This is a genomic window from Pseudomonas sp. S1_G07, from assembly GCF_054668565.1.
Genome location: NZ_CP162778.1, coordinates 351,408 through 370,643, shown reverse-complemented (window position 1 = coordinate 370,643; position 19,236 = coordinate 351,408). Strand labels below are relative to the sequence as shown.

The following is a 19,236-nucleotide window of genomic DNA, read 5'->3' as shown; positions in this document are numbered from 1 at the left end:
CCTTAACGCTTCGCCGAAGCCAGCAGGGTGGAGCGCTCCTGGTCCATGCGCGCCATCAGCGGTTGGCTCTGTTGCATGAAGCGCGCTCGCTCGGCCTTGGCGATCGGGTCTGCCATTGGCAATTTCTGGCCCAATGGATCGACGTGTACACCGTTGACCTGGAACTCATAGTGCAGGTGCGGGCCGGTGGACAGGCCGGTGGTGCCGATATAACCGATCACTTGGCCCTGTTTCACGTTGCCGCCTGTCTTGATGCCCTTGGCAAAGCCCTGCATATGGCCGTACAGCGTACGGTAGGTGTTGCCGTGCTGAATGATCACTGTGTTGCCGTAACCGCCACGACGCCCGGCCAGCAAGACCTTGCCATCACCGGCTGCCTTGATAGGCGTACCGCGTGGTGCGGCGTAGTCGACACCCTTGTGGGCACGAATTTTGTTCAGAATTGGATGCTTGCGGCCCATGGAGAAACGCGAGCTAATACGAGCGAAGTCCACCGGGGTGCGAATGAAGGCCTTGCGCATGCTGTTGCCATCAGCGGTGTAGTAGCTGCTGTTGCCTTGTTTGTTGGTGTAGCGCACGGCCGTATAGGTCTTGCCGCGGTTGGTAAAGCGCGCGGAGAGAATATTGCCAGTGCCGACTACTTTGCCGTTGGCGACTTTCTGCTCATAGATCACGTCGAATTCGTCGCCCTGGCGAATGTCCTGGGCGAAGTCGATGTCGTAGCCGAATACGCTGGCCATGTCCATGGTCATGCTATGGGACAAGCCCGCGCGGGCGGCGGATTGCGACAGCGAGCTATTGATCACGCCGTGAGCGTAGGCCGAGCGCATAACCGGCTTGGTGGTGACGCGATTGAACGCAAAGCCCTTCGCGCCCTTGGTCAGGGAGATGCTTTCGAGGTCGTTGACGTTGCTGTGCAGTTTGTTCAACTGGCCGTCGGGCGTGAGTTCGAATTCAAGCTTCTGACCGCGCTTGAGCTGAGCGAACTGTTTGGCCTGTTTGTCGCTGGCCAGCACCTCATTAACCGCGACAGCGGGAAGGCCGACCTTTTCGAACAGGGTTGAAAGCGTATCGCCTTTGGCCACGATCACTTCGCGGTGTTGAGGGTTCTTGGCAGCGTCTACAGTGGGCTTTGTCTGGTCGTGAACGGCTTGCTGGGTGTCTTCGGGCGTGTTTTCTATCTGGGCAAATGGCGATTCAGCTGGTGTATTTGTGGCTTGCTGAGCGTCGGAAGCGTCTTGATCTTGTGTCAGTTGTTCAGCTGGGCTCTCCAAGTCAAGGCTCAGAGATGTTCGTTTGGCTTCTACGTCACTGGAAGGGAATACCAGGAGTGCCAGGCTGAGAAGGGCGGCGATGCCACTTGCGGCGAGCAGGTGGGTCTTCGGGTAAAGCGGCGGCGCTTTAGACGGTTCAGTGGTCATAGGTAATTTTGACTTTGAAGATGAAATGGAAAAGATGAATGACATGATGAAGATGAAATAACTGTATAAAATATAACCAAATCATCTGTGGCGCAAGCTCGCGAATGCTGGGCTTGCTGAACGGTGTCCGTGCGCAGGGCAAAAACTTGTAATTAGTCCCTGATCTTGTATGGTTGGTTCCCTTTTGAATCTGAGCCTTGCGGGTCTGTTATGAAGTCGGTTGAAGAGCAGCTAGCGCTGATAAAACGTGGTGCGGAAGAACTGTTGGTCGAGGCCGAGCTGATCGAAAAGCTCAAGCGCGGCCAACCCCTGCGTATTAAGGCTGGCTTTGATCCGACGGCGCCGGATCTGCACCTGGGTCATACCGTACTTATTAATAAACTGCGTCAGTTCCAGGAGTTGGGGCATCAGGTCATCTTCCTTATAGGTGACTTCACCGGAATGATCGGTGACCCGAGCGGCAAGAGTGCGACGCGCCCGCCGCTGACCCGTGAACAGGTCCTCGATAATGCGGAGACCTACAAGACCCAGGTATTCAAGATCCTTGATCCGGCCAAGACCGAGGTGGCGTTCAACTCCACTTGGATGGATAAGATGGGGCCGGCGGACTTCATTCGCCTGACCTCCCAGTACACTGTGGCGCGCATGCTCGAGCGCGATGACTTCGATAAGCGCTACTCCACCAATCAGCCAATCGCGATTCACGAATTCCTGTACCCGTTGGTTCAAGGCTACGACTCGGTGGCGTTGCGTGCCGACGTAGAGTTGGGTGGTACTGACCAGAAGTTCAACCTTTTGATGGGGCGTGAGCTGCAGCGTGCGTATGGGCAAGAGGCTCAGTGCATCCTGACAATGCCGTTGCTGGAAGGGTTGGACGGCGTCAAGAAGATGTCCAAGTCGCTGGGCAACTATGTGGGTATCCAGGAAGCGCCGGGCGTGATGTACGGCAAGCTGGTCTCCATTCCTGATGCTCTGATGTGGCGCTACTTCGAGCTGTTGAGCTTTCGTTCGATGGATGAGATCAACGCGCTACGTGCGGATGTTGAGGCGGGCGCCAATCCGCGTGATGTGAAGATCAAGTTGGCTGAAGAGATCGTTGCGCGTTTTCATGGTGAAGAGGCTGCGGCCAGTGCTCATCGTGCTGCGGGTAATCGCATGAAGGATGGTGAGCTGCCTGACGATCTGCCGGAGATCGAATTGACCGCTGCCGAGGCTATGCCGATTGCGGCTGTGCTTAATAAGGCCGGCTTGGTGAAGAACTCGGCAGTCGCGCGCGATCTCTTGGGTTCGGGTGGTGTGCGTATAGATGGTGGGGTGGTTGATCGCACCTTTATATATGAGCTGGGTGCCACCCACGTTTGTCAGGCTGGGAAGAAGGCATTTGCGCGTATTACGCTCAAATCTGAATAAGCCTGAAATTAGCGGTTGACGGCGAATTATATCTGTCTATAATTCGCCCCACTTCCGGCGCTGCCAAAACGGAAAACTCCTTGCTAAACAATGAGTTAATCAGTTTTAAGCAGCAAGTTGCTTCAGTTCATCGAAGCCAGAAGGAAGTTGAAAAAGAGGTGTTGACAGCAGCGTGTAACGCTGTAGAATTCGCCTCCCGCTGACGAGAGATCGGAGGCGCAAGTGGTTGAAGTTGTTGAAGAATTCTTCGAAAGCTTCTGAAAATAACCACTTGACAGCAAATGAGGCTGCTGTAGAATGCGCGCCTCGGTTGAGACGAAAGCTCTTAACCAACCGCTCTTTAACAACTGAATCAAGCAATTCGTGTGGGTGCTTGTGGGGTCACACTGATAGTCAACAAGATTATCAGCATCACAAGTTACTCCGCGAGAAATCAAAGAATAACCAACGATTGCTGAGCCAAGTTTAGGGTTTCTTAAAAACCCAAAGATGTTTGAACTGAAGAGTTTGATCATGGCTCAGATTGAACGCTGGCGGCAGGCCTAACACATGCAAGTCGAGCGGTAGAGAGAAGCTTGCTTCTCTTGAGAGCGGCGGACGGGTGAGTAATGCCTAGGAATCTGCCTGGTAGTGGGGGATAACGTTCGGAAACGGACGCTAATACCGCATACGTCCTACGGGAGAAAGCAGGGGACCTTCGGGCCTTGCGCTATCAGATGAGCCTAGGTCGGATTAGCTAGTTGGTGGGGTAATGGCTCACCAAGGCGACGATCCGTAACTGGTCTGAGAGGATGATCAGTCACACTGGAACTGAGACACGGTCCAGACTCCTACGGGAGGCAGCAGTGGGGAATATTGGACAATGGGCGAAAGCCTGATCCAGCCATGCCGCGTGTGTGAAGAAGGTCTTCGGATTGTAAAGCACTTTAAGTTGGGAGGAAGGGCCATTACCTAATACGTGGTGGTTTTGACGTTACCGACAGAATAAGCACCGGCTAACTCTGTGCCAGCAGCCGCGGTAATACAGAGGGTGCAAGCGTTAATCGGAATTACTGGGCGTAAAGCGCGCGTAGGTGGTTTGTTAAGTTGGATGTGAAATCCCCGGGCTCAACCTGGGAACTGCATTCAAAACTGACTGACTAGAGTATGGTAGAGGGTGGTGGAATTTCCTGTGTAGCGGTGAAATGCGTAGATATAGGAAGGAACACCAGTGGCGAAGGCGACCACCTGGACTGATACTGACACTGAGGTGCGAAAGCGTGGGGAGCAAACAGGATTAGATACCCTGGTAGTCCACGCCGTAAACGATGTCAACTAGCCGTTGGGAGCCTTGAGCTCTTAGTGGCGCAGCTAACGCATTAAGTTGACCGCCTGGGGAGTACGGCCGCAAGGTTAAAACTCAAATGAATTGACGGGGGCCCGCACAAGCGGTGGAGCATGTGGTTTAATTCGAAGCAACGCGAAGAACCTTACCAGGCCTTGACATCCAATGAACTTTCTAGAGATAGATTGGTGCCTTCGGGAACATTGAGACAGGTGCTGCATGGCTGTCGTCAGCTCGTGTCGTGAGATGTTGGGTTAAGTCCCGTAACGAGCGCAACCCTTGTCCTTAGTTACCAGCACGTAATGGTGGGCACTCTAAGGAGACTGCCGGTGACAAACCGGAGGAAGGTGGGGATGACGTCAAGTCATCATGGCCCTTACGGCCTGGGCTACACACGTGCTACAATGGTCGGTACAGAGGGTTGCCAAGCCGCGAGGTGGAGCTAATCCCATAAAACCGATCGTAGTCCGGATCGCAGTCTGCAACTCGACTGCGTGAAGTCGGAATCGCTAGTAATCGCGAATCAGAATGTCGCGGTGAATACGTTCCCGGGCCTTGTACACACCGCCCGTCACACCATGGGAGTGGGTTGCACCAGAAGTAGCTAGTCTAACCTTCGGGAGGACGGTTACCACGGTGTGATTCATGACTGGGGTGAAGTCGTAACAAGGTAGCCGTAGGGGAACCTGCGGCTGGATCACCTCCTTAATCGACGACATCAGCTGCTCCATAAGTTCCCACACGAATTGCTTGATTCATTGAAGAAGACGATAGAAGCAGCTTTAAGCTCCAAGCTGATAGCTCCAAGCTAACAGTTACGCGCTCGAAATTGGGTCTGTAGCTCAGTTGGTTAGAGCGCACCCCTGATAAGGGTGAGGTCGGCAGTTCGAATCTGCCCAGACCCACCAATTTTGTTATGGGGCCATAGCTCAGCTGGGAGAGCGCCTGCCTTGCACGCAGGAGGTCAACGGTTCGATCCCGTTTGGCTCCACCATTAACTGCTTTTACTTGTTAGAGTTTAGAAATGAATATTCCGGCGTGAATATTGATTTCTAGTCTTTGATTAGATCGTTCTTTAAAAATTTGGGTATGTGATAGAAAGATAGACTGGACGTTACTTTCACTGGTAACGGCTCAGGCTAAGGTAAAATTTGTGAGTATCTCTTAATTGAGTATTATCGAATTTTCGGCGAATGTCGTCTTCACAGTATAACCAGATTGCTTGGGGTTATATGGTCAAGTGAAGAAGCGCATACGGTGGATGCCTTGGCAGTCAGAGGCGATGAAAGACGTGGTAGCCTGCGAAAAGCTTCGGGGAGTCGGCAAACAGACTTTGATCCGGAGATGTCTGAATGGGGGAACCCAGCCATCATAAGATGGTTATCTTGTACTGAATACATAGGTGCAAGAGGCGAACCAGGGGAACTGAAACATCTAAGTACCCTGAGGAAAAGAAATCAACCGAGATTCCCTTAGTAGTGGCGAGCGAACGGGGACTAGCCCTTAAGTGGCTTTGAGATTAGCGGAACGCTCTGGAAAGTGCGGCCATAGTGGGTGATAGCCCTGTACGCGAAAATCTCTTAGTCATGAAATCGAGTAGGACGGAGCACGAGAAACTTTGTCTGAATATGGGGGGACCATCCTCCAAGGCTAAATACTACTGACTGACCGATAGTGAACTAGTACCGTGAGGGAAAGGCGAAAAGAACCCCGGAGAGGGGAGTGAAATAGATCCTGAAACCGTATGCGTACAAGCAGTGGGAGCCCACTTTGTTGGGTGACTGCGTACCTTTTGTATAATGGGTCAGCGACTTATTTTCAGTGGCGAGCTTAACCGAATAGGGGAGGCGTAGCGAAAGCGAGTCTTAATAGGGCGTCTAGTCGCTGGGAATAGACCCGAAACCGGGCGATCTATCCATGGGCAGGTTGAAGGTTGGGTAACACTAACTGGAGGACCGAACCGACTACCGTTGAAAAGTTAGCGGATGACCTGTGGATCGGAGTGAAAGGCTAATCAAGCTCGGAGATAGCTGGTTCTCCTCGAAAGCTATTTAGGTAGCGCCTCATGTATCACTGTAGGGGGTAGAGCACTGTTTCGGCTAGGGGGTCATCCCGACTTACCAAACCGATGCAAACTCCGAATACCTACAAGTGCCGAGCATGGGAGACACACGGCGGGTGCTAACGTCCGTCGTGAAAAGGGAAACAACCCAGACCGTCAGCTAAGGTCCCAAAGTTATGGTTAAGTGGGAAACGATGTGGGAAGGCTTAGACAGCTAGGAGGTTGGCTTAGAAGCAGCCACCCTTTAAAGAAAGCGTAATAGCTCACTAGTCGAGTCGGCCTGCGCGGAAGATGTAACGGGGCTCAAACCATACACCGAAGCTACGGGTATCACGTAAGTGATGCGGTAGAGGAGCGTTCTGTAAGCCTGTGAAGGTGAGTTGAGAAGCTTGCTGGAGGTATCAGAAGTGCGAATGCTGACATGAGTAACGACAATGGGTGTGAAAAACACCCACGCCGAAAGACCAAGGTTTCCTGCGCAACGTTAATCGACGCAGGGTTAGTCGGTCCCTAAGGCGAGGCTGAAAAGCGTAGTCGATGGAAAACAGGTTAATATTCCTGTACTTCTGGTTATTGCGATGGAGGGACGGAGAAGGCTAGGCCAGCTTGGCGTTGGTTGTCCAAGTTTAAGGTGGTAGGCTGAGATCTTAGGTAAATCCGGGATCTTAAGGCCGAGAGCTGATGACGAGTCATCTTTTAGATGACGAAGTGGTTGATGCCATGCTTCCAAGAAAAGCTTCTAAGCTTCAGGTAACCAGGAACCGTACCCCAAACCGACACAGGTGGTTGGGTAGAGAATACCAAGGCGCTTGAGAGAACTCGGGTGAAGGAACTAGGCAAAATGGCACCGTAACTTCGGGAGAAGGTGCGCCGGTGAGGGTGAAGGACTTGCTCCGTAAGCTCATGCCGGTCGAAGATACCAGGCCGCTGCGACTGTTTATTAAAAACACAGCACTCTGCAAACACGAAAGTGGACGTATAGGGTGTGACGCCTGCCCGGTGCCGGAAGGTTAATTGATGGGGTTAGCTAACGCGAAGCTCTTGATCGAAGCCCCGGTAAACGGCGGCCGTAACTATAACGGTCCTAAGGTAGCGAAATTCCTTGTCGGGTAAGTTCCGACCTGCACGAATGGCGTAACGATGGCGGCGCTGTCTCCACCCGAGACTCAGTGAAATTGAAATCGCTGTGAAGATGCAGTGTATCCGCGGCTAGACGGAAAGACCCCGTGAACCTTTACTATAGCTTTGCACTGGACTTTGAATTTGCTTGTGTAGGATAGGTGGGAGGCTTTGAAGCGTGGACGCCAGTTCGCGTGGAGCCAACCTTGAAATACCACCCTGGCAACTTTGAGGTTCTAACTCAGGTCCGTTATCCGGATCGAGGACAGTGTATGGTGGGTAGTTTGACTGGGGCGGTCTCCTCCTAAAGAGTAACGGAGGAGTACGAAGGTGCGCTCAGACCGGTCGGAAATCGGTCGTAGAGTATAAAGGCAAAAGCGCGCTTGACTGCGAGACAGACACGTCGAGCAGGTACGAAAGTAGGTCTTAGTGATCCGGTGGTTCTGTATGGAAGGGCCATCGCTCAACGGATAAAAGGTACTCCGGGGATAACAGGCTGATACCGCCCAAGAGTTCATATCGACGGCGGTGTTTGGCACCTCGATGTCGGCTCATCACATCCTGGGGCTGAAGCCGGTCCCAAGGGTATGGCTGTTCGCCATTTAAAGTGGTACGCGAGCTGGGTTTAGAACGTCGTGAGACAGTTCGGTCCCTATCTGCCGTGGACGTTTGAGATTTGAGAGGGGCTGCTCCTAGTACGAGAGGACCGGAGTGGACGAACCTCTGGTGTTCCGGTTGTCACGCCAGTGGCATTGCCGGGTAGCTATGTTCGGAATAGATAACCGCTGAAAGCATCTAAGCGGGAAACTAGCCTCAAGATGAGATCTCACTGGAACCTTGAGTTCCCTGAAGGGCCGTCGAAGACTACGACGTTGATAGGTTGGGTGTGTAAGCGCTGTGAGGCGTTGAGCTAACCAATACTAATTGCCCGTGAGGCTTGACCATATAACACCCAAGCAATTTGCTTGCTTCGAGCCGAAAGGCGAAAGAGCACCAGATTGCGGTGTGTGAAGACGAAATGAACCGAAAGTTCGACGCTCACAAAACACCGAAAGCTGTCACATACCCAATTTGCTGAAGCGCGGCCAGCTGGCCACGATTCGGTACCCGAATTTCTTGACGACCATAGAGCATTGGAACCACCTGATCCCATCCCGAACTCAGTAGTGAAACGATGCATCGCCGATGGTAGTGTGGGGTTTCCCCATGTGAGAGTAGGTCATCGTCAAGATTAAATTCCGAAACCCCTGTTTGCTAACGCAGACAGGGGTTTTGTTTTGCGCGGTCGGAAAGTGCAGAGGGGCTCATCGCGGCCTGACATTCGGCCTTTCTATGCAATGCTTCTTCGCATGGCTATCATGCGTGCCTTATTGTGAGGCGAGACTTGCATGCTGACGCTGTTAGAACTTCTGAAAGATGGTCGATTCCACTCCGGAGAGGCATTGGGTGCCGCCTTGGGTGTAAGCCGCAGTGCTGTGTGGAAACAACTGCAGCATCTCGAGGCTGAATTGAATTTGCCGATTCATAAGGTTCGAGGGAAAGGGTATCGGTTGGCTTCGCCACTGGTGTTTTTGAGTGCTGAAAAAATCGCACTGGATGCGCCTGCGTTGCCCTGGTCTGTTCACGTCTCTGACTCCATTGACTCCACTAATGCTGAGGCGTTGCGCATGATTGGTGCTGGGTGTGCTGCGCCCTTCCTGGTGCTCGCTGAGCAGCAAACCGCCGGGAGGGGGCGGCGTGGCCGAAAGTGGATCAGTCCATTTGCTCAGAATGTGTATTACAGCCTCGTATTGCGTATTGAGGATGGCCTAAGGCAGCTTGAGGGGTTGAGTCTGGTTGTGGGTCTGGCTGTCATGCAGGCCCTTCGCGACTCGGGCGTGCAGGGGGCTGCTTTGAAATGGCCAAACGATGTTTTGGTGGGGCAGAAAAAAATTGCCGGGATTTTGCTGGAGTTAGTCGGTGATCCTGCTGATATCTGTCACGTTGTTCTTGGAGTTGGTGTCAACGTGAATATGCAGAAGGCCGCGGATGTCGATCAGCAATGGACTTCGATGCAGCTTGAAACAGGCGTCTCTGTCGACCGCAACGCTCTGGTGGCGAGGCTCGGATTGCAGTTGCAAGCCTATTTGAGGCGGCACAAGGCAGTGGGTTTTGCGGAGCTTCAGGAAGAGTGGGAGCGAAATCATCTATGGCAGGGAAGGGCGGTGTCCCTTATCGCAGGTGTCAATCAGATCGATGGGGTGGTGCTAGGCGTTGACCGGCAGGGGGCATTGCGTTTGAGTGTCGACGGAGTTGAGAAAATATACAGTGGTGGTGAGTTAAGCCTGAGGTTGCGTGATGATTCTTGAGCTCGACTGTGGGAATAGTTTCATCAAGTGGCGTGTATTGGAACCCAGTGGGGCTGCTGTCTACGACGAAGGCGTTGTTGGTTCAGATATCGAGTTGGTTGATAGCTTGATGGCACTTCCCTGTGTGTCTCTGACGCGTTGCAGGCTGGTGAGTGTCAGGGCTTTGGAAGAAACCGATAAGCTTGTGGCAGCCTTGGAAGGGGCGTTCGGCGTTGTCGTGTCTCGTGCGGTATCCGCGCGCGAAATGGCGGGCGTACGCAATGGCTACGAGGATTTCGAACGATTAGGGCTTGATCGTTGGTTGGCGATGCTTGGTGGGTTCAAGTTGGCGTCAGGCGCTTGTTTAATATTGGATTTCGGTACCGCGGCTACAGCGGATTTTATTGCGGCCGATGGTGGGCATTGTGGGGGCTTTATTTGTCCAGGAATGCCCCTTATGCGCAGCCAATTGCGAACGCATACCCGCAAGATACGCTATGACGATGCGGCTGCAGAGAGGGCTGTTGAGCGCCTCTCTCCAGGGCGTACGACCGTAGAGGCGGTCGAGCGGGGCTGCACGCTCATGCTCCGAGGGTTTGTGCTGACTCAGCTCGAGTTGGCTCGAAGTTATTGGGGGGATGAGTTCACTGTATTTCTGACCGGTGGGGATGCTGATCTGGTTGCGGACGCCGTGCCGCAGGCTCGGTTCGTACCTGACCTGATTTTTGTTGGTCTGGCGATGGCGTGCCCTTTGTCTTGAGGTTTCTATGCGTTGGTTGTTTTTGCTTCTACTGATCCTCAACGCTTTCTACTACGTCTGGCATCAGCAAGAGGCTCCATTGCGCGCCAAGGACGTCACGCCTCTGAGTCTTTATCGTGGCTCTCAGCAGGACATCCGGCTCCTGAGCGAGTCCTCTGATGGGGTGGCTCGAAGAGATCGAGCAAGGGTGTCTGAGGTGCAAAACACTTGCTTGTACATTGGTGGCTTTGCGGATGAGCGTCAGGCGCAGTCTGTCGGACAGCGCCTCACAAGCCTGGATATAAAGGTCAAGGTTCAATTGCTGAATACTTCTGACGCTCAAGGTTATTGGCTTCGAGTTGCCCCCGAGAGTCGGCGCCTGGCTGATGATCTGCCCTTTGAAAACCTTGCTAAGGAATTCAATGAGTTAAAACATAAAATAATGCAGTGTGAAGGCATTGCAACTCTTGAATAGTTTGCATAGAATGGCGCCCGCTTCGCAGTGAAGCCCTTTAAGGGCTGCAGCGTGAAGTGAAGGTCAACGCAGCTAACCTCATATTTTTAATGAGAAAATGCTTGACAGAAGGCCGGCGTGATGTAGAATGCCGGCTCGCTTAGGAGGGGTTCCCGAGCGGCCAAAGGGATCAGACTGTAAATCTGACGTCTACGACTTCGAAGGTTCGAATCCTTCCCCCTCCACCATTTTTAGCGTGAGCTGCAAGCTCCGCGGGTATAGTTTAGTGGTAGAACCTCAGCCTTCCAAGCTGATGATGCGGGTTCGATTCCCGCTACCCGCTCCACGTTTGCAGGTTGTGCAAAGTGTTTCGCTCTTGTAGCTCAGTGGTAGAGCACACCCTTGGTAAGGGTGAGGTCAGCGGTTCAAGTCCGCTCAAGAGCTCCATATAACAAGGCAGATATGAAGATATCTGCCTTTGTTTTAACAGCTATCTCGGCTTGATTGTGCGGGTGCCTGGCGTGATCGGGCGATTTCAGGTCTATTGGGGTTGGTTGTTGTAAAGTCTTTTTCAGGCCTGCATAATGGTCGGCCTGATTTTGTTTTAGGTCAGTAGCTCAATTGGCAGAGCGACGGTCTCCAAAACCGTAGGTTGGGGGTTCGATTCCCTCCTGACCTGCCAGATTCACTTGGTGTATCTGGCTTTCTTTTCACAGGATCTTCATAGATGACTCCTAAGGCTGAAGCTCAAAGCTCTCGTTTCGATCTGGTCAAGTGGCTCGCTGTAGTCGCGTTGGTGGTCGTAGGCGTTGTTGGCAATCAGTACTATTCTGCTTCGCCGATCCTGTATCGCGTACTTGCTTTGCTTGCTCTTGCTGCTGTGGCTGTTTTTGTCGGCCTGCAGACGGTCAAGGGCAAGTCCTTTGCGGTCCTGGTAAAGGAAGCGCGCACCGAAATTCGTAAAGTCGTTTGGCCGACTCGCCAAGAAACCACGCAGACCACATTGATTGTCGTGGCTGTTGTTCTGGTTATGGCGTTGCTGTTGTGGGGGCTCGATTCCCTGCTCGGCTGGCTTGTTTCCTTGATTGTTGGCTAAGGGTGTCCCGTGGCTAAGCGTTGGTACGTTGTGCATGCTTACTCGGGTTACGAGAAGCATGTTATGCGCTCTTTGCTGGAGCGCGTAAAGCTGGCAGGCATGGAAGATGGCTTCGGCGAAATTCTGGTTCCCACTGAAGAAGTGGTTGAAATGCGGAATGGTCAGAAGCGTAAGAGTGAACGTAAGTTCTTCCCTGGTTACGTGCTGGTACAGATGGATATGAACGAAGGTACTTGGCACTTGGTCAAGGATACCCCTCGTGTCATGGGCTTCATTGGCGGTACTGCTGATAAGCCTGCTCCAATCACCGATAAAGAGGCAGAAGCGATTCTGCGTCGTGTTGCTGATGGTAGCGACAAGCCTAAGCCGAAGACTTTGTTCGAGCCGGGTGAGGTTGTTCGTGTCACAGATGGGCCGTTTGCTGATTTCAACGGTACTGTCGAAGAAGTTAACTACGAAAAGAGCCGGATCCAGGTAGCAGTGCTCATTTTCGGTCGCTCTACCCCGGTAGAGTTGGAGTTCAGTCAGGTCGAGAAGGTCTAGCTGAACAAGCATCCCAACCCCGCAGCCTTAGGCTGTGGGGTTTTGTCGTCACTGGGATAAACGCGCAAGTAACCGGGGAGCCTTTCGAGGCGTTTGAACCCGTAATTGGAGTGCCTCATGGCCAAGAAGATTACCGCTTACATCAAGCTGCAAGTAAAGGCCGCTCAGGCCAACCCAAGTCCACCTGTCGGTCCAGCTCTGGGTCAGCACGGCGTGAACATCATGGAATTCTGCAAGGCCTTCAACGCCCGTACTCAGGGTCTTGAACCAGGTCTGCCGACTCCAGTGATCATCACTGTATACAGCGACCGTAGCTTCACTTTCGAAACCAAGTCGACTCCGGCTTCGGTTCTGTTGAAGAAAGCTGCTGGTCTGACCAGCGGTTCCGCTCGTCCTAACACCGTTAAGGTTGGCACCGTCACTCGTGCTCAGCTGGAAGAAATCGCGAAAACCAAAAACGCGGATCTGACTGCAGCTGATATGGATGCAGCCGTGCGTACCATCGCCGGTTCTGCTCGTAGCATGGGCCTTAACGTGGAGGGTGTGTAATGGCTAAGCTGACCAAGCGCCAAAAGGCTATCGCCGGCAAAATCGAAGCAGGCAAATCCTACAATTTTGTAGATGCTGCTGCCCTGCTGACCGAGCTGTCGACTGTCAAGTTCAGCGAGTCCGTTGACGTTGCTGTAAACCTGGGTGTTGACCCACGTAAATCCGACCAGGTCGTTCGTAGCGCTACTGTGCTGCCACACGGTACTGGCAAGACTGTACGTGTTGCTGTCTTCACCCAAGGCCCGGCAGCTGAAGCTGCTCTGGCTGCAGGCGCAGATCGAGTTGGCATGGACGACCTGGCTGCCGAAATGAAAGGCGGCGACTTGAACTATGACGTCGTTATTGCCTCTCCAGACGCAATGCGTGTTGTAGGTCAACTGGGTCAGATCCTGGGTCCACGTGGCCTGATGCCTAACCCTAAAGTCGGCACCGTAACGCCAGACGTAGCCACCGCGGTTAAAAACGCCAAGGCTGGTCAGGTTCGTTATCGCACCGACAAAAACGGCATCATTCACACCTCCGTTGGCAAAGTTGGCTTCGATGCCGTCAAGCTGAAGGAAAACGTTGAAGCTCTGATCGCTGATCTGAAGCGTATCAAGCCAGCTTCCTCGAAAGGTATCTACGTCAAGCGCGTTACCCTGAGCACTACTATGGGCCCAGGTCTGGTCATCGACCAAGGCTCGCTGGACGTATAAGACACAGATTGGCGCAAGCGATTGCGTCAGTTGGAAAAATTGGGGTCCCTGCCTGGCGGGGGCTATCCAAGACCGTAGGCGACGCAAGTCTTAAACCACAAGCCTACGCAGATGGTGCTCCCGGTTCCTTACCGAATCAGACACCAAAACGACATCCGGCTTCGGCCGGATGAAACGGTAACAAGCAGGAGTTAAACCCGTGGCAATTAATCTCGAAGACAAGAAGGCCATCGTCGCTGAAGTCAACGAGGCTGCCAAAGCTGCTCTGTCCGCTGTCGTGGCTGATGCCCGTGGTGTGACAGTAGGCGCTATGACCGGACTCCGTAAAGAGGCTCGTGAAGCTGGCGTATACGTACGTGTAGTACGTAACACCCTGCTCAAGCGCGCTGTTGCTGACACTGAATACAGTGTCCTCAACGACGTGTTCACCGGCCCGACTCTGATCGCGTTCTCCAAAGAACATCCAGGCGCTGCTGCCCGTTTGTTTAAAGAATTCGCCAAGAGTCAGGATAAGTTCGAGATCAAGGCAGCTGCGTTCGAGGGCAAGTTCCTCGCAGCTAACCAAATCGACGTACTGGCAACACTGCCGACCCGTAACGAAGCTATTTCTCAGCTGATGAGCGTGATTCAAGGCGCTACCAGCAAGTTGGCTCGTACTCTGGCTGCAGTTCGCGAGCAAAAAGAAGCTGCCGCAGCCTAAGGCTGAGCATCTCCTTTCGCGTATTTTTGTTTATTTCGATGGCCGCGTAGGCCGTCCCCCAATTCAGGAAATACAGTAATGTCTATCTCCCAAGAAGATATCCTCAACGCCGTAGCTGAAATGTCGGTTCTGCAGGTTGTTGAGCTGATCAAAGCTTTCGAAGAAAAATTCGGCGTTTCCGCTGCTGCTGCTTCCGCTGGCCCAGCTGTTGCTGCTGTTGCTGCTGAAGAGCAAACCGAATTCAACGTCATGCTGCTGGAAGCTGGCGAGAAGAAAGTAAACGTGATCAAGGCAGTTCGTGAACTGACCGGTCTGGGCCTGAAAGAAGCCAAGGCTGTAGTTGACGGCGCTCCTGCCCAGGTTCTGGAAGCAGTGTCGAAAGACGCAGCTGACAAAGCTAAAGCAGTGCTGGAAGAAGCAGGCGCTAAAGTCGAGCTGAAGTAAGCATCGACCTTGCGTCTCCAGCCCAAGCGTTAAGCTGAAGGCTGATGGCTGGTGGCTCATGCCACCGGCCTTTTTCCGTTCTTGGCTGTCGACTCGGTCGCCGCCATTAACGCGCTGTAGCCACCCGATGCGGTGGTGCAAACCATGGGGTTTGCGAGATTTTCTGGCTGCTCCCGTCGGGAGGGGCCAAACAAGCAGGTGACCAAGCTGGGGAACGCTGATGGCTTACTCATATACTGAGAAAAAACGTATCCGCAAGGACTTTAGCAAGTTGCCGGACGTCATGGATGTCCCGTACCTTCTGGCTATCCAGCTGGATTCGTATCGTGAATTCTTGCAAGCGGGAGCGACTAAAGATCAGTTCCGCGACGTGGGCCTGCATGCGGCCTTCAAATCCGTTTTCCCGATCATCAGCTACTCCGGCAATGCTGCGCTGGAGTACGTGGGTTATCGCCTGGGCGAACCGGCATTTGATGTCAAAGAATGCGTGTTGCGCGGTGTTACGTACGCCGTACCTTTGCGGGTAAAAGTCCGTCTGATCATTTTCGACAAAGAATCGTCGAACAAAGCGATCAAGGACATCAAAGAGCAAGAAGTCTACATGGGCGAAATCCCATTGATGACTGAAAACGGTACCTTCGTTATCAACGGTACCGAGCGCGTTATCGTTTCCCAGCTGCACCGTTCCCCGGGCGTGTTCTTCGACCACGACCGCGGCAAGACGCACAGCTCCGGTAAGCTCCTGTACTCCGCGCGGATCATTCCGTACCGCGGCTCGTGGTTGGACTTCGAGTTCGACCCGAAAGACTGCGTGTTCGTGCGTATCGACCGTCGTCGTAAGCTGCCGGCCTCGGTACTGCTGCGCGCGCTCGGCTATACCACTGAGCAAGTGCTTGATGCTTTCTACACCACCAACGTATTCAGCCTGAAGGATGAAACCCTCAGCCTGGAACTGATTGCTTCGCGTCTGCGTGGTGAAATTGCCGTCCTGGATATCCAGGATGAAAACGGCAAGGTCATCGTTGAGGCTGGCCGCCGTATTACCGCGCGCCACATCAACCAGATCGAAAAAGCCGGTATCAAGTCGCTGGACGTGCCGCTGGACTACGTCCTGGGTCGCACCACCGCCAAGGTCATCGTTCACCCGGCTACAGGTGAAATCCTGGCTGAGTGCAACACCGAGCTGAACACCGAGATCCTGGCAAAAATCGCCAAGGCCCAGGTTGTTCGCATCGAGACTCTGTACACCAACGACATCGACTGCGGTCCGTTCGTCTCCGACACTCTGAAGATCGACTCCACCAGCAACCAATTGGAAGCGCTGGTCGAGATCTATCGCATGATGCGTCCTGGCGAGCCGCCAACCAAAGACGCTGCCGAAACCCTGTTCAACAACCTGTTCTTCAGTCCTGAGCGCTATGACCTGTCTGCGGTCGGCCGGATGAAGTTCAACCGTCGTATCGGTCGTACCGAGATCGAAGGTTCGGGCGTGTTGTGCAAGGAAGACATCGTTGCGGTCTTGAAGACTCTGGTCGACATCCGTAATGGCAAAGGCATCGTCGATGACATCGACCACCTGGGTAACCGTCGTGTTCGCTGCGTCGGCGAAATGGCCGAAAACCAGTTTCGCGTTGGCCTGGTACGTGTTGAGCGTGCGGTCAAAGAGCGTCTGTCGATGGCTGAAAGCGAAGGCCTGATGCCGCAAGACCTGATCAACGCCAAGCCAGTGGCTGCGGCGGTGAAAGAGTTCTTCGGTTCCAGCCAGCTCTCGCAGTTCATGGACCAGAACAACCCGCTCTCCGAGATCACCCACAAGCGCCGTGTTTCCGCACTCGGCCCGGGCGGTCTGACCCGTGAGCGTGCAGGCTTTGAAGTTCGTGACGTTCACCCGACGCACTACGGTCGTGTATGCCCGATCGAAACGCCGGAAGGTCCGAACATTGGTCTGATCAACTCCCTGGCTGCCTATGCGCGCACCAACCAGTACGGCTTCCTCGAGAGCCCGTACCGTGTGGTGAAAGACGCATTGGTCACCGACGAGATCGTGTTCCTGTCCGCCATCGAAGAAGCTGATCACGTGATCGCTCAGGCTTCGGCCACGATGAACGACAAGAAAGTCCTGGTCGACGAGCTGGTAGCTGTTCGTCACTTGAACGAGTTCACCGTCAAGGCGCCGGAAGACGTCACTTTGATGGACGTTTCGCCGAAACAGGTAGTTTCGGTGGCTGCGTCGCTGATCCCGTTCCTGGAGCACGATGACGCCAACCGTGCGTTGATGGGTTCCAACATGCAGCGTCAAGCTGTGCCCACCCTGCGTGCCGACAAGCCGCTGGTAGGTACTGGCATGGAGCGTAACGTAGCTCGTGACTCCGGCGTTTGCGTCGTGGCTCGTCGTGGCGGTGTGATCGACTCCGTGGACGCAAGCCGTATTGTGGTTCGTGTTGCCGATGACGAGGTTGAAACTGGCGAAGCCGGTGTCGACATCTACAACCTGACCAAATACACCCGCTCGAACCAGAACACCTGCATCAACCAGCGTCCGCTGGTAAGCAAGGGTGATCGCGTTCAGCGCAGTGACATCATGGCTGACGGCCCGTCCACCGACATGGGTGAGCTGGCACTGGGCCAGAACATGCGCATCGCGTTCATGGCGTGGAACGGCTTCAACTTCGAAGACTCCATCTGCTTGTCCGAGCGTGTTGTTCAAGAAGACCGCTTTACCACGATCCACATTCAGGAACTGACCTGCGTGGCGCGTGACACCAAGCTTGGGCCAGAGGAAATCACTGCAGACATCCCGAACGTGGGTGAGGCTGCACTGAACAAGCTGGATGAAGCCGGTATCGTTTATGTAGGTGCTGAAGTTGGCGCTGGCGACATCCTGGTGGGTAAGGTCACTCCGAAAGGCGAGACCCAACTGACTCCGGAAGAGAAGCTGTTGCGTGCCATCTTCGGTGAAAAAGCCAGCGACGTTAAAGACACCTCCCTGCGTGTACCTACCGGTACCAAGGGTACTGTCATCGACGTACAGGTCTTCACCCGTGATGGTGTTGAGCGTGATGCTCGTGCACTGTCCATCGAGAAGACTCAACTCGACGAGATCCGCAAGGACCTGAACGAAGAGTTCCGTATCGTTGAAGGCGCGACCTTCGAACGTCTGCGTTCCGCTCTGGTAGGCCACAAGGCTGAAGGCGGCGCAGGTCTGAAGAAAGGTCAGGACATCACCGACGAAATCCTCGACGGTCTTGAGCACGGCCAGTGGTTCAAGCTGCGCATGGCTGAAGATGCTCTGAACGAGCAGCTCGAGAAGGCCCAGGCCTATATCGTTGATCGTCGCCGTCTGCTGGACGACAAATTCGAAGACAAGAAGCGCAAACTGCAGCAGGGCGATGACCTGGCTCCAGGCGTGCTGAAAATCGTCAAGGTTTACCTGGCAATCCGTCGCCGCATCCAGCCGGGCGACAAGATGGCCGGTCGTCACGGTAACAAGGGTGTGGTCTCCGTGATCATGCCGGTTGAAGACATGCCGCACGATGCCAATGGCACCCCGGTCGACGTCGTCCTCAACCCGTTGGGCGTACCTTCGCGTATGAACGTTGGTCAGATCCTCGAAACCCACCTGGGCCTCGCGGCTAAAGGTCTGGGCGAGAAGATCAATCGCATGATCGAAGAGCAGCGCAAGGTTGCTGACCTGCGTAAGTTCCTGCACGAGATCTACAACGAGATCGGCGGTCGCAACGAAGAGCTGGACACCTTCTCCGACCAGGAAATCCTGGATCTGGCGAAGAACCTGCGCGGCGGCGTTCCAATGGCTACCCCGGTGTTTGACGGTGCCAAGGAAAGCGAGATCAAGGCCATGCTCAAACTGGCAGACCTGCCGGAAAGCGGCCAGATGCAGCTGTTCGACGGTCGTACCGGCAACAAGTTCGAGCGCCCGGTTACTGTTGGCTACATGTACATGCTGAAGCTGAACCACTTGGTAGACGACAAGATGCACGCTCGTTCTACCGGTTCGTACAGCCTGGTTACCCAGCAGCCGCTGGGTGGTAAGGCTCAGTTCGGTGGTCAGCGTTTCGGGGAGATGGAGGTCTGGGCACTGGAAGCATACGGTGCCGCATACACTCTGCAAGAAATGCTCACAGTGAAGTCGGACGATGTGAACGGTCGTACCAAGATGTACAAAAACATCGTGGACGGCGATCACCGTATGGAGCCGGGCATGCCCGAGTCCTTCAACGTGTTGATCAAAGAAATTCGTTCCCTCGGCATCGATATCGATCTGGAAACCGAATAACACGTGACGCGAATCGAGAGCGGGGCCGTTTAGCCCGCTCTCTGCTCCGCCAGGAGGAA

Annotated in this window: 12 protein-coding genes, 6 tRNA genes and 3 rRNA genes; 20 read left to right on the top strand and 1 reads right to left on the bottom strand. The window is 54.0% G+C overall.

What is annotated here, in order from left to right:
• Positions 1–2 precede the first annotated feature (2 nt).
• Entirely contained in the window at positions 3–1,421 is a 1,419-nt protein-coding gene (locus tag AB4O05_RS01755) for a peptidoglycan DD-metalloendopeptidase family protein (RefSeq protein ID WP_460133593.1), read from the bottom strand.
• Between the two features lie 210 nt (positions 1,422–1,631).
• Between AB4O05_RS01755 and tyrS the strand changes: the two genes are divergently transcribed.
• The 20 genes from tyrS (at position 1,632) to rpoB (ending at position 19,177) form a co-directional block, all read left to right on the top strand.
• On the top strand, positions 1,632–2,831 hold the full coding sequence (tyrS, locus tag AB4O05_RS01750; RefSeq protein ID WP_460133595.1) for a tyrosine--tRNA ligase: 1,200 nt from the start codon (positions 1,632–1,634) through the stop codon (positions 2,829–2,831).
• A 495-nt stretch (positions 2,832–3,326) separates the two neighbouring features.
• Positions 3,327–4,863 (top strand): 16S ribosomal RNA (locus tag AB4O05_RS01745).
• 123 nt (positions 4,864–4,986) lie between these two features.
• A tRNA-Ile gene (locus tag AB4O05_RS01740) sits at positions 4,987–5,063 on the top strand.
• A 10-nt stretch (positions 5,064–5,073) separates the two neighbouring features.
• Positions 5,074–5,149, top strand: a tRNA-Ala gene (locus tag AB4O05_RS01735).
• Between the two features lie 240 nt (positions 5,150–5,389).
• Positions 5,390–8,281 (top strand): 23S ribosomal RNA (locus AB4O05_RS01730).
• 170 nt (positions 8,282–8,451) lie between these two features.
• Positions 8,452–8,567 (top strand): 5S ribosomal RNA (rrf, locus tag AB4O05_RS01725).
• The 16S, 23S and 5S rRNA genes sit together here with 2 tRNA genes alongside, the layout of an rRNA operon.
• Positions 8,568–8,724: 157 nt before the next feature.
• Entirely contained in the window at positions 8,725–9,684 is a 960-nt protein-coding gene (gene birA, locus AB4O05_RS01720) for a bifunctional biotin--[acetyl-CoA-carboxylase] ligase/biotin operon repressor BirA (protein ID WP_460133598.1), read from the top strand.
• On the top strand, positions 9,674–10,423 hold the full coding sequence (locus tag AB4O05_RS01715) for a pantothenate kinase (protein ID WP_460133599.1): 750 nt from the start codon (positions 9,674–9,676) through the stop codon (positions 10,421–10,423). The genes birA and AB4O05_RS01715 overlap by 11 nt, the downstream gene beginning before the upstream one ends.
• Before the next feature lie 7 nt (positions 10,424–10,430).
• Positions 10,431–10,877 carry a hypothetical protein gene (locus AB4O05_RS01710; protein ID WP_460133601.1) on the top strand — a complete coding sequence of 149 codons (447 nt, stop codon included), beginning with the start codon at positions 10,431–10,433 and terminating at the stop codon, positions 10,875–10,877.
• 142 nt (positions 10,878–11,019) lie between these two features.
• Positions 11,020–11,104, top strand: a tRNA-Tyr gene (locus AB4O05_RS01705).
• 24 nt (positions 11,105–11,128) lie between these two features.
• Positions 11,129–11,202 (top strand) — tRNA-Gly (locus AB4O05_RS01700).
• Between the two features lie 26 nt (positions 11,203–11,228).
• Positions 11,229–11,303: transfer RNA gene (locus AB4O05_RS01695), tRNA-Thr, on the top strand.
• A 159-nt stretch (positions 11,304–11,462) separates the two neighbouring features.
• Positions 11,463–11,538: transfer RNA gene (locus tag AB4O05_RS01690), tRNA-Trp, on the top strand.
• Positions 11,539–11,583: 45 nt separating this feature from the next.
• Positions 11,584–11,952 (top strand): preprotein translocase subunit SecE, encoded by a 369-nt coding sequence (gene secE / locus AB4O05_RS01685; RefSeq protein WP_460133602.1) that lies wholly within the window; start codon positions 11,584–11,586, stop codon positions 11,950–11,952.
• A gap of 9 nt (positions 11,953–11,961) precedes the next feature.
• The gene (gene nusG, locus AB4O05_RS01680) at positions 11,962–12,495 is read left to right on the top strand and encodes a transcription termination/antitermination protein NusG (protein ID WP_003176436.1); all 534 of its coding nucleotides are present in this window, start codon (positions 11,962–11,964) and stop codon (positions 12,493–12,495) included.
• Positions 12,496–12,612: 117 nt separating this feature from the next.
• On the top strand, positions 12,613–13,044 hold the full coding sequence (gene rplK, locus AB4O05_RS01675) for a 50S ribosomal protein L11 (protein ID WP_003176435.1): 432 nt from the start codon (positions 12,613–12,615) through the stop codon (positions 13,042–13,044).
• Positions 13,044–13,739 (top strand): 50S ribosomal protein L1, encoded by a 696-nt coding sequence (rplA, locus tag AB4O05_RS01670; protein ID WP_003176434.1) that lies wholly within the window; start codon positions 13,044–13,046, stop codon positions 13,737–13,739. The genes rplK and rplA overlap by 1 nt, the downstream gene beginning before the upstream one ends.
• Before the next feature lie 199 nt (positions 13,740–13,938).
• Positions 13,939–14,439, top strand: coding sequence for a 50S ribosomal protein L10 (gene rplJ / locus AB4O05_RS01665; protein WP_010174464.1), 501 nt, complete (start codon positions 13,939–13,941; stop codon positions 14,437–14,439).
• Positions 14,440–14,517: 78 nt separating this feature from the next.
• Positions 14,518–14,883: a 50S ribosomal protein L7/L12 gene (gene rplL / locus AB4O05_RS01660; protein WP_010566858.1), complete on the top strand. Its 366-nt coding sequence runs from the start codon at positions 14,518–14,520 to the stop codon at positions 14,881–14,883.
• 220 nt (positions 14,884–15,103) lie between these two features.
• Positions 15,104–19,177, top strand: coding sequence for a DNA-directed RNA polymerase subunit beta (rpoB, locus tag AB4O05_RS01655; RefSeq protein ID WP_460133604.1), 4,074 nt, complete (start codon positions 15,104–15,106; stop codon positions 19,175–19,177).
• Positions 19,178–19,236: the final 59 nt, after the last annotated feature.

Excerpts from the sequence above, each read along its gene's own strand:
- rplK (WP_003176435.1), top strand. The coding sequence starts at position 12,613 with ATGGCCAAGAAGATTACCGCTTACATCAAGCTGCAAGTAAAGGCCGCT.
- secE (WP_460133602.1), top strand. The coding sequence starts at position 11,584 with ATGACTCCTAAGGCTGAAGCTCAAAGCTCTCGTTTCGATCTGGTCAAG.
- AB4O05_RS01710 (WP_460133601.1), top strand. The coding sequence starts at position 10,431 with ATGCGTTGGTTGTTTTTGCTTCTACTGATCCTCAACGCTTTCTACTAC.
- tyrS (WP_460133595.1), top strand. The coding sequence starts at position 1,632 with ATGAAGTCGGTTGAAGAGCAGCTAGCGCTGATAAAACGTGGTGCGGAA.
- AB4O05_RS01715 (WP_460133599.1), top strand. The coding sequence starts at position 9,674 with ATGATTCTTGAGCTCGACTGTGGGAATAGTTTCATCAAGTGGCGTGTA.
- rplL (WP_010566858.1), top strand. The coding sequence starts at position 14,518 with ATGTCTATCTCCCAAGAAGATATCCTCAACGCCGTAGCTGAAATGTCG.
- AB4O05_RS01755 (WP_460133593.1), bottom strand. The coding sequence starts at position 1,421 with ATGACCACTGAACCGTCTAAAGCGCCGCCGCTTTACCCGAAGACCCAC.
- rpoB (WP_460133604.1), top strand. The coding sequence starts at position 15,104 with ATGGCTTACTCATATACTGAGAAAAAACGTATCCGCAAGGACTTTAGC.
- rplA (WP_003176434.1), top strand. The coding sequence starts at position 13,044 with ATGGCTAAGCTGACCAAGCGCCAAAAGGCTATCGCCGGCAAAATCGAA.
- birA (WP_460133598.1), top strand. The coding sequence starts at position 8,725 with ATGCTGACGCTGTTAGAACTTCTGAAAGATGGTCGATTCCACTCCGGA.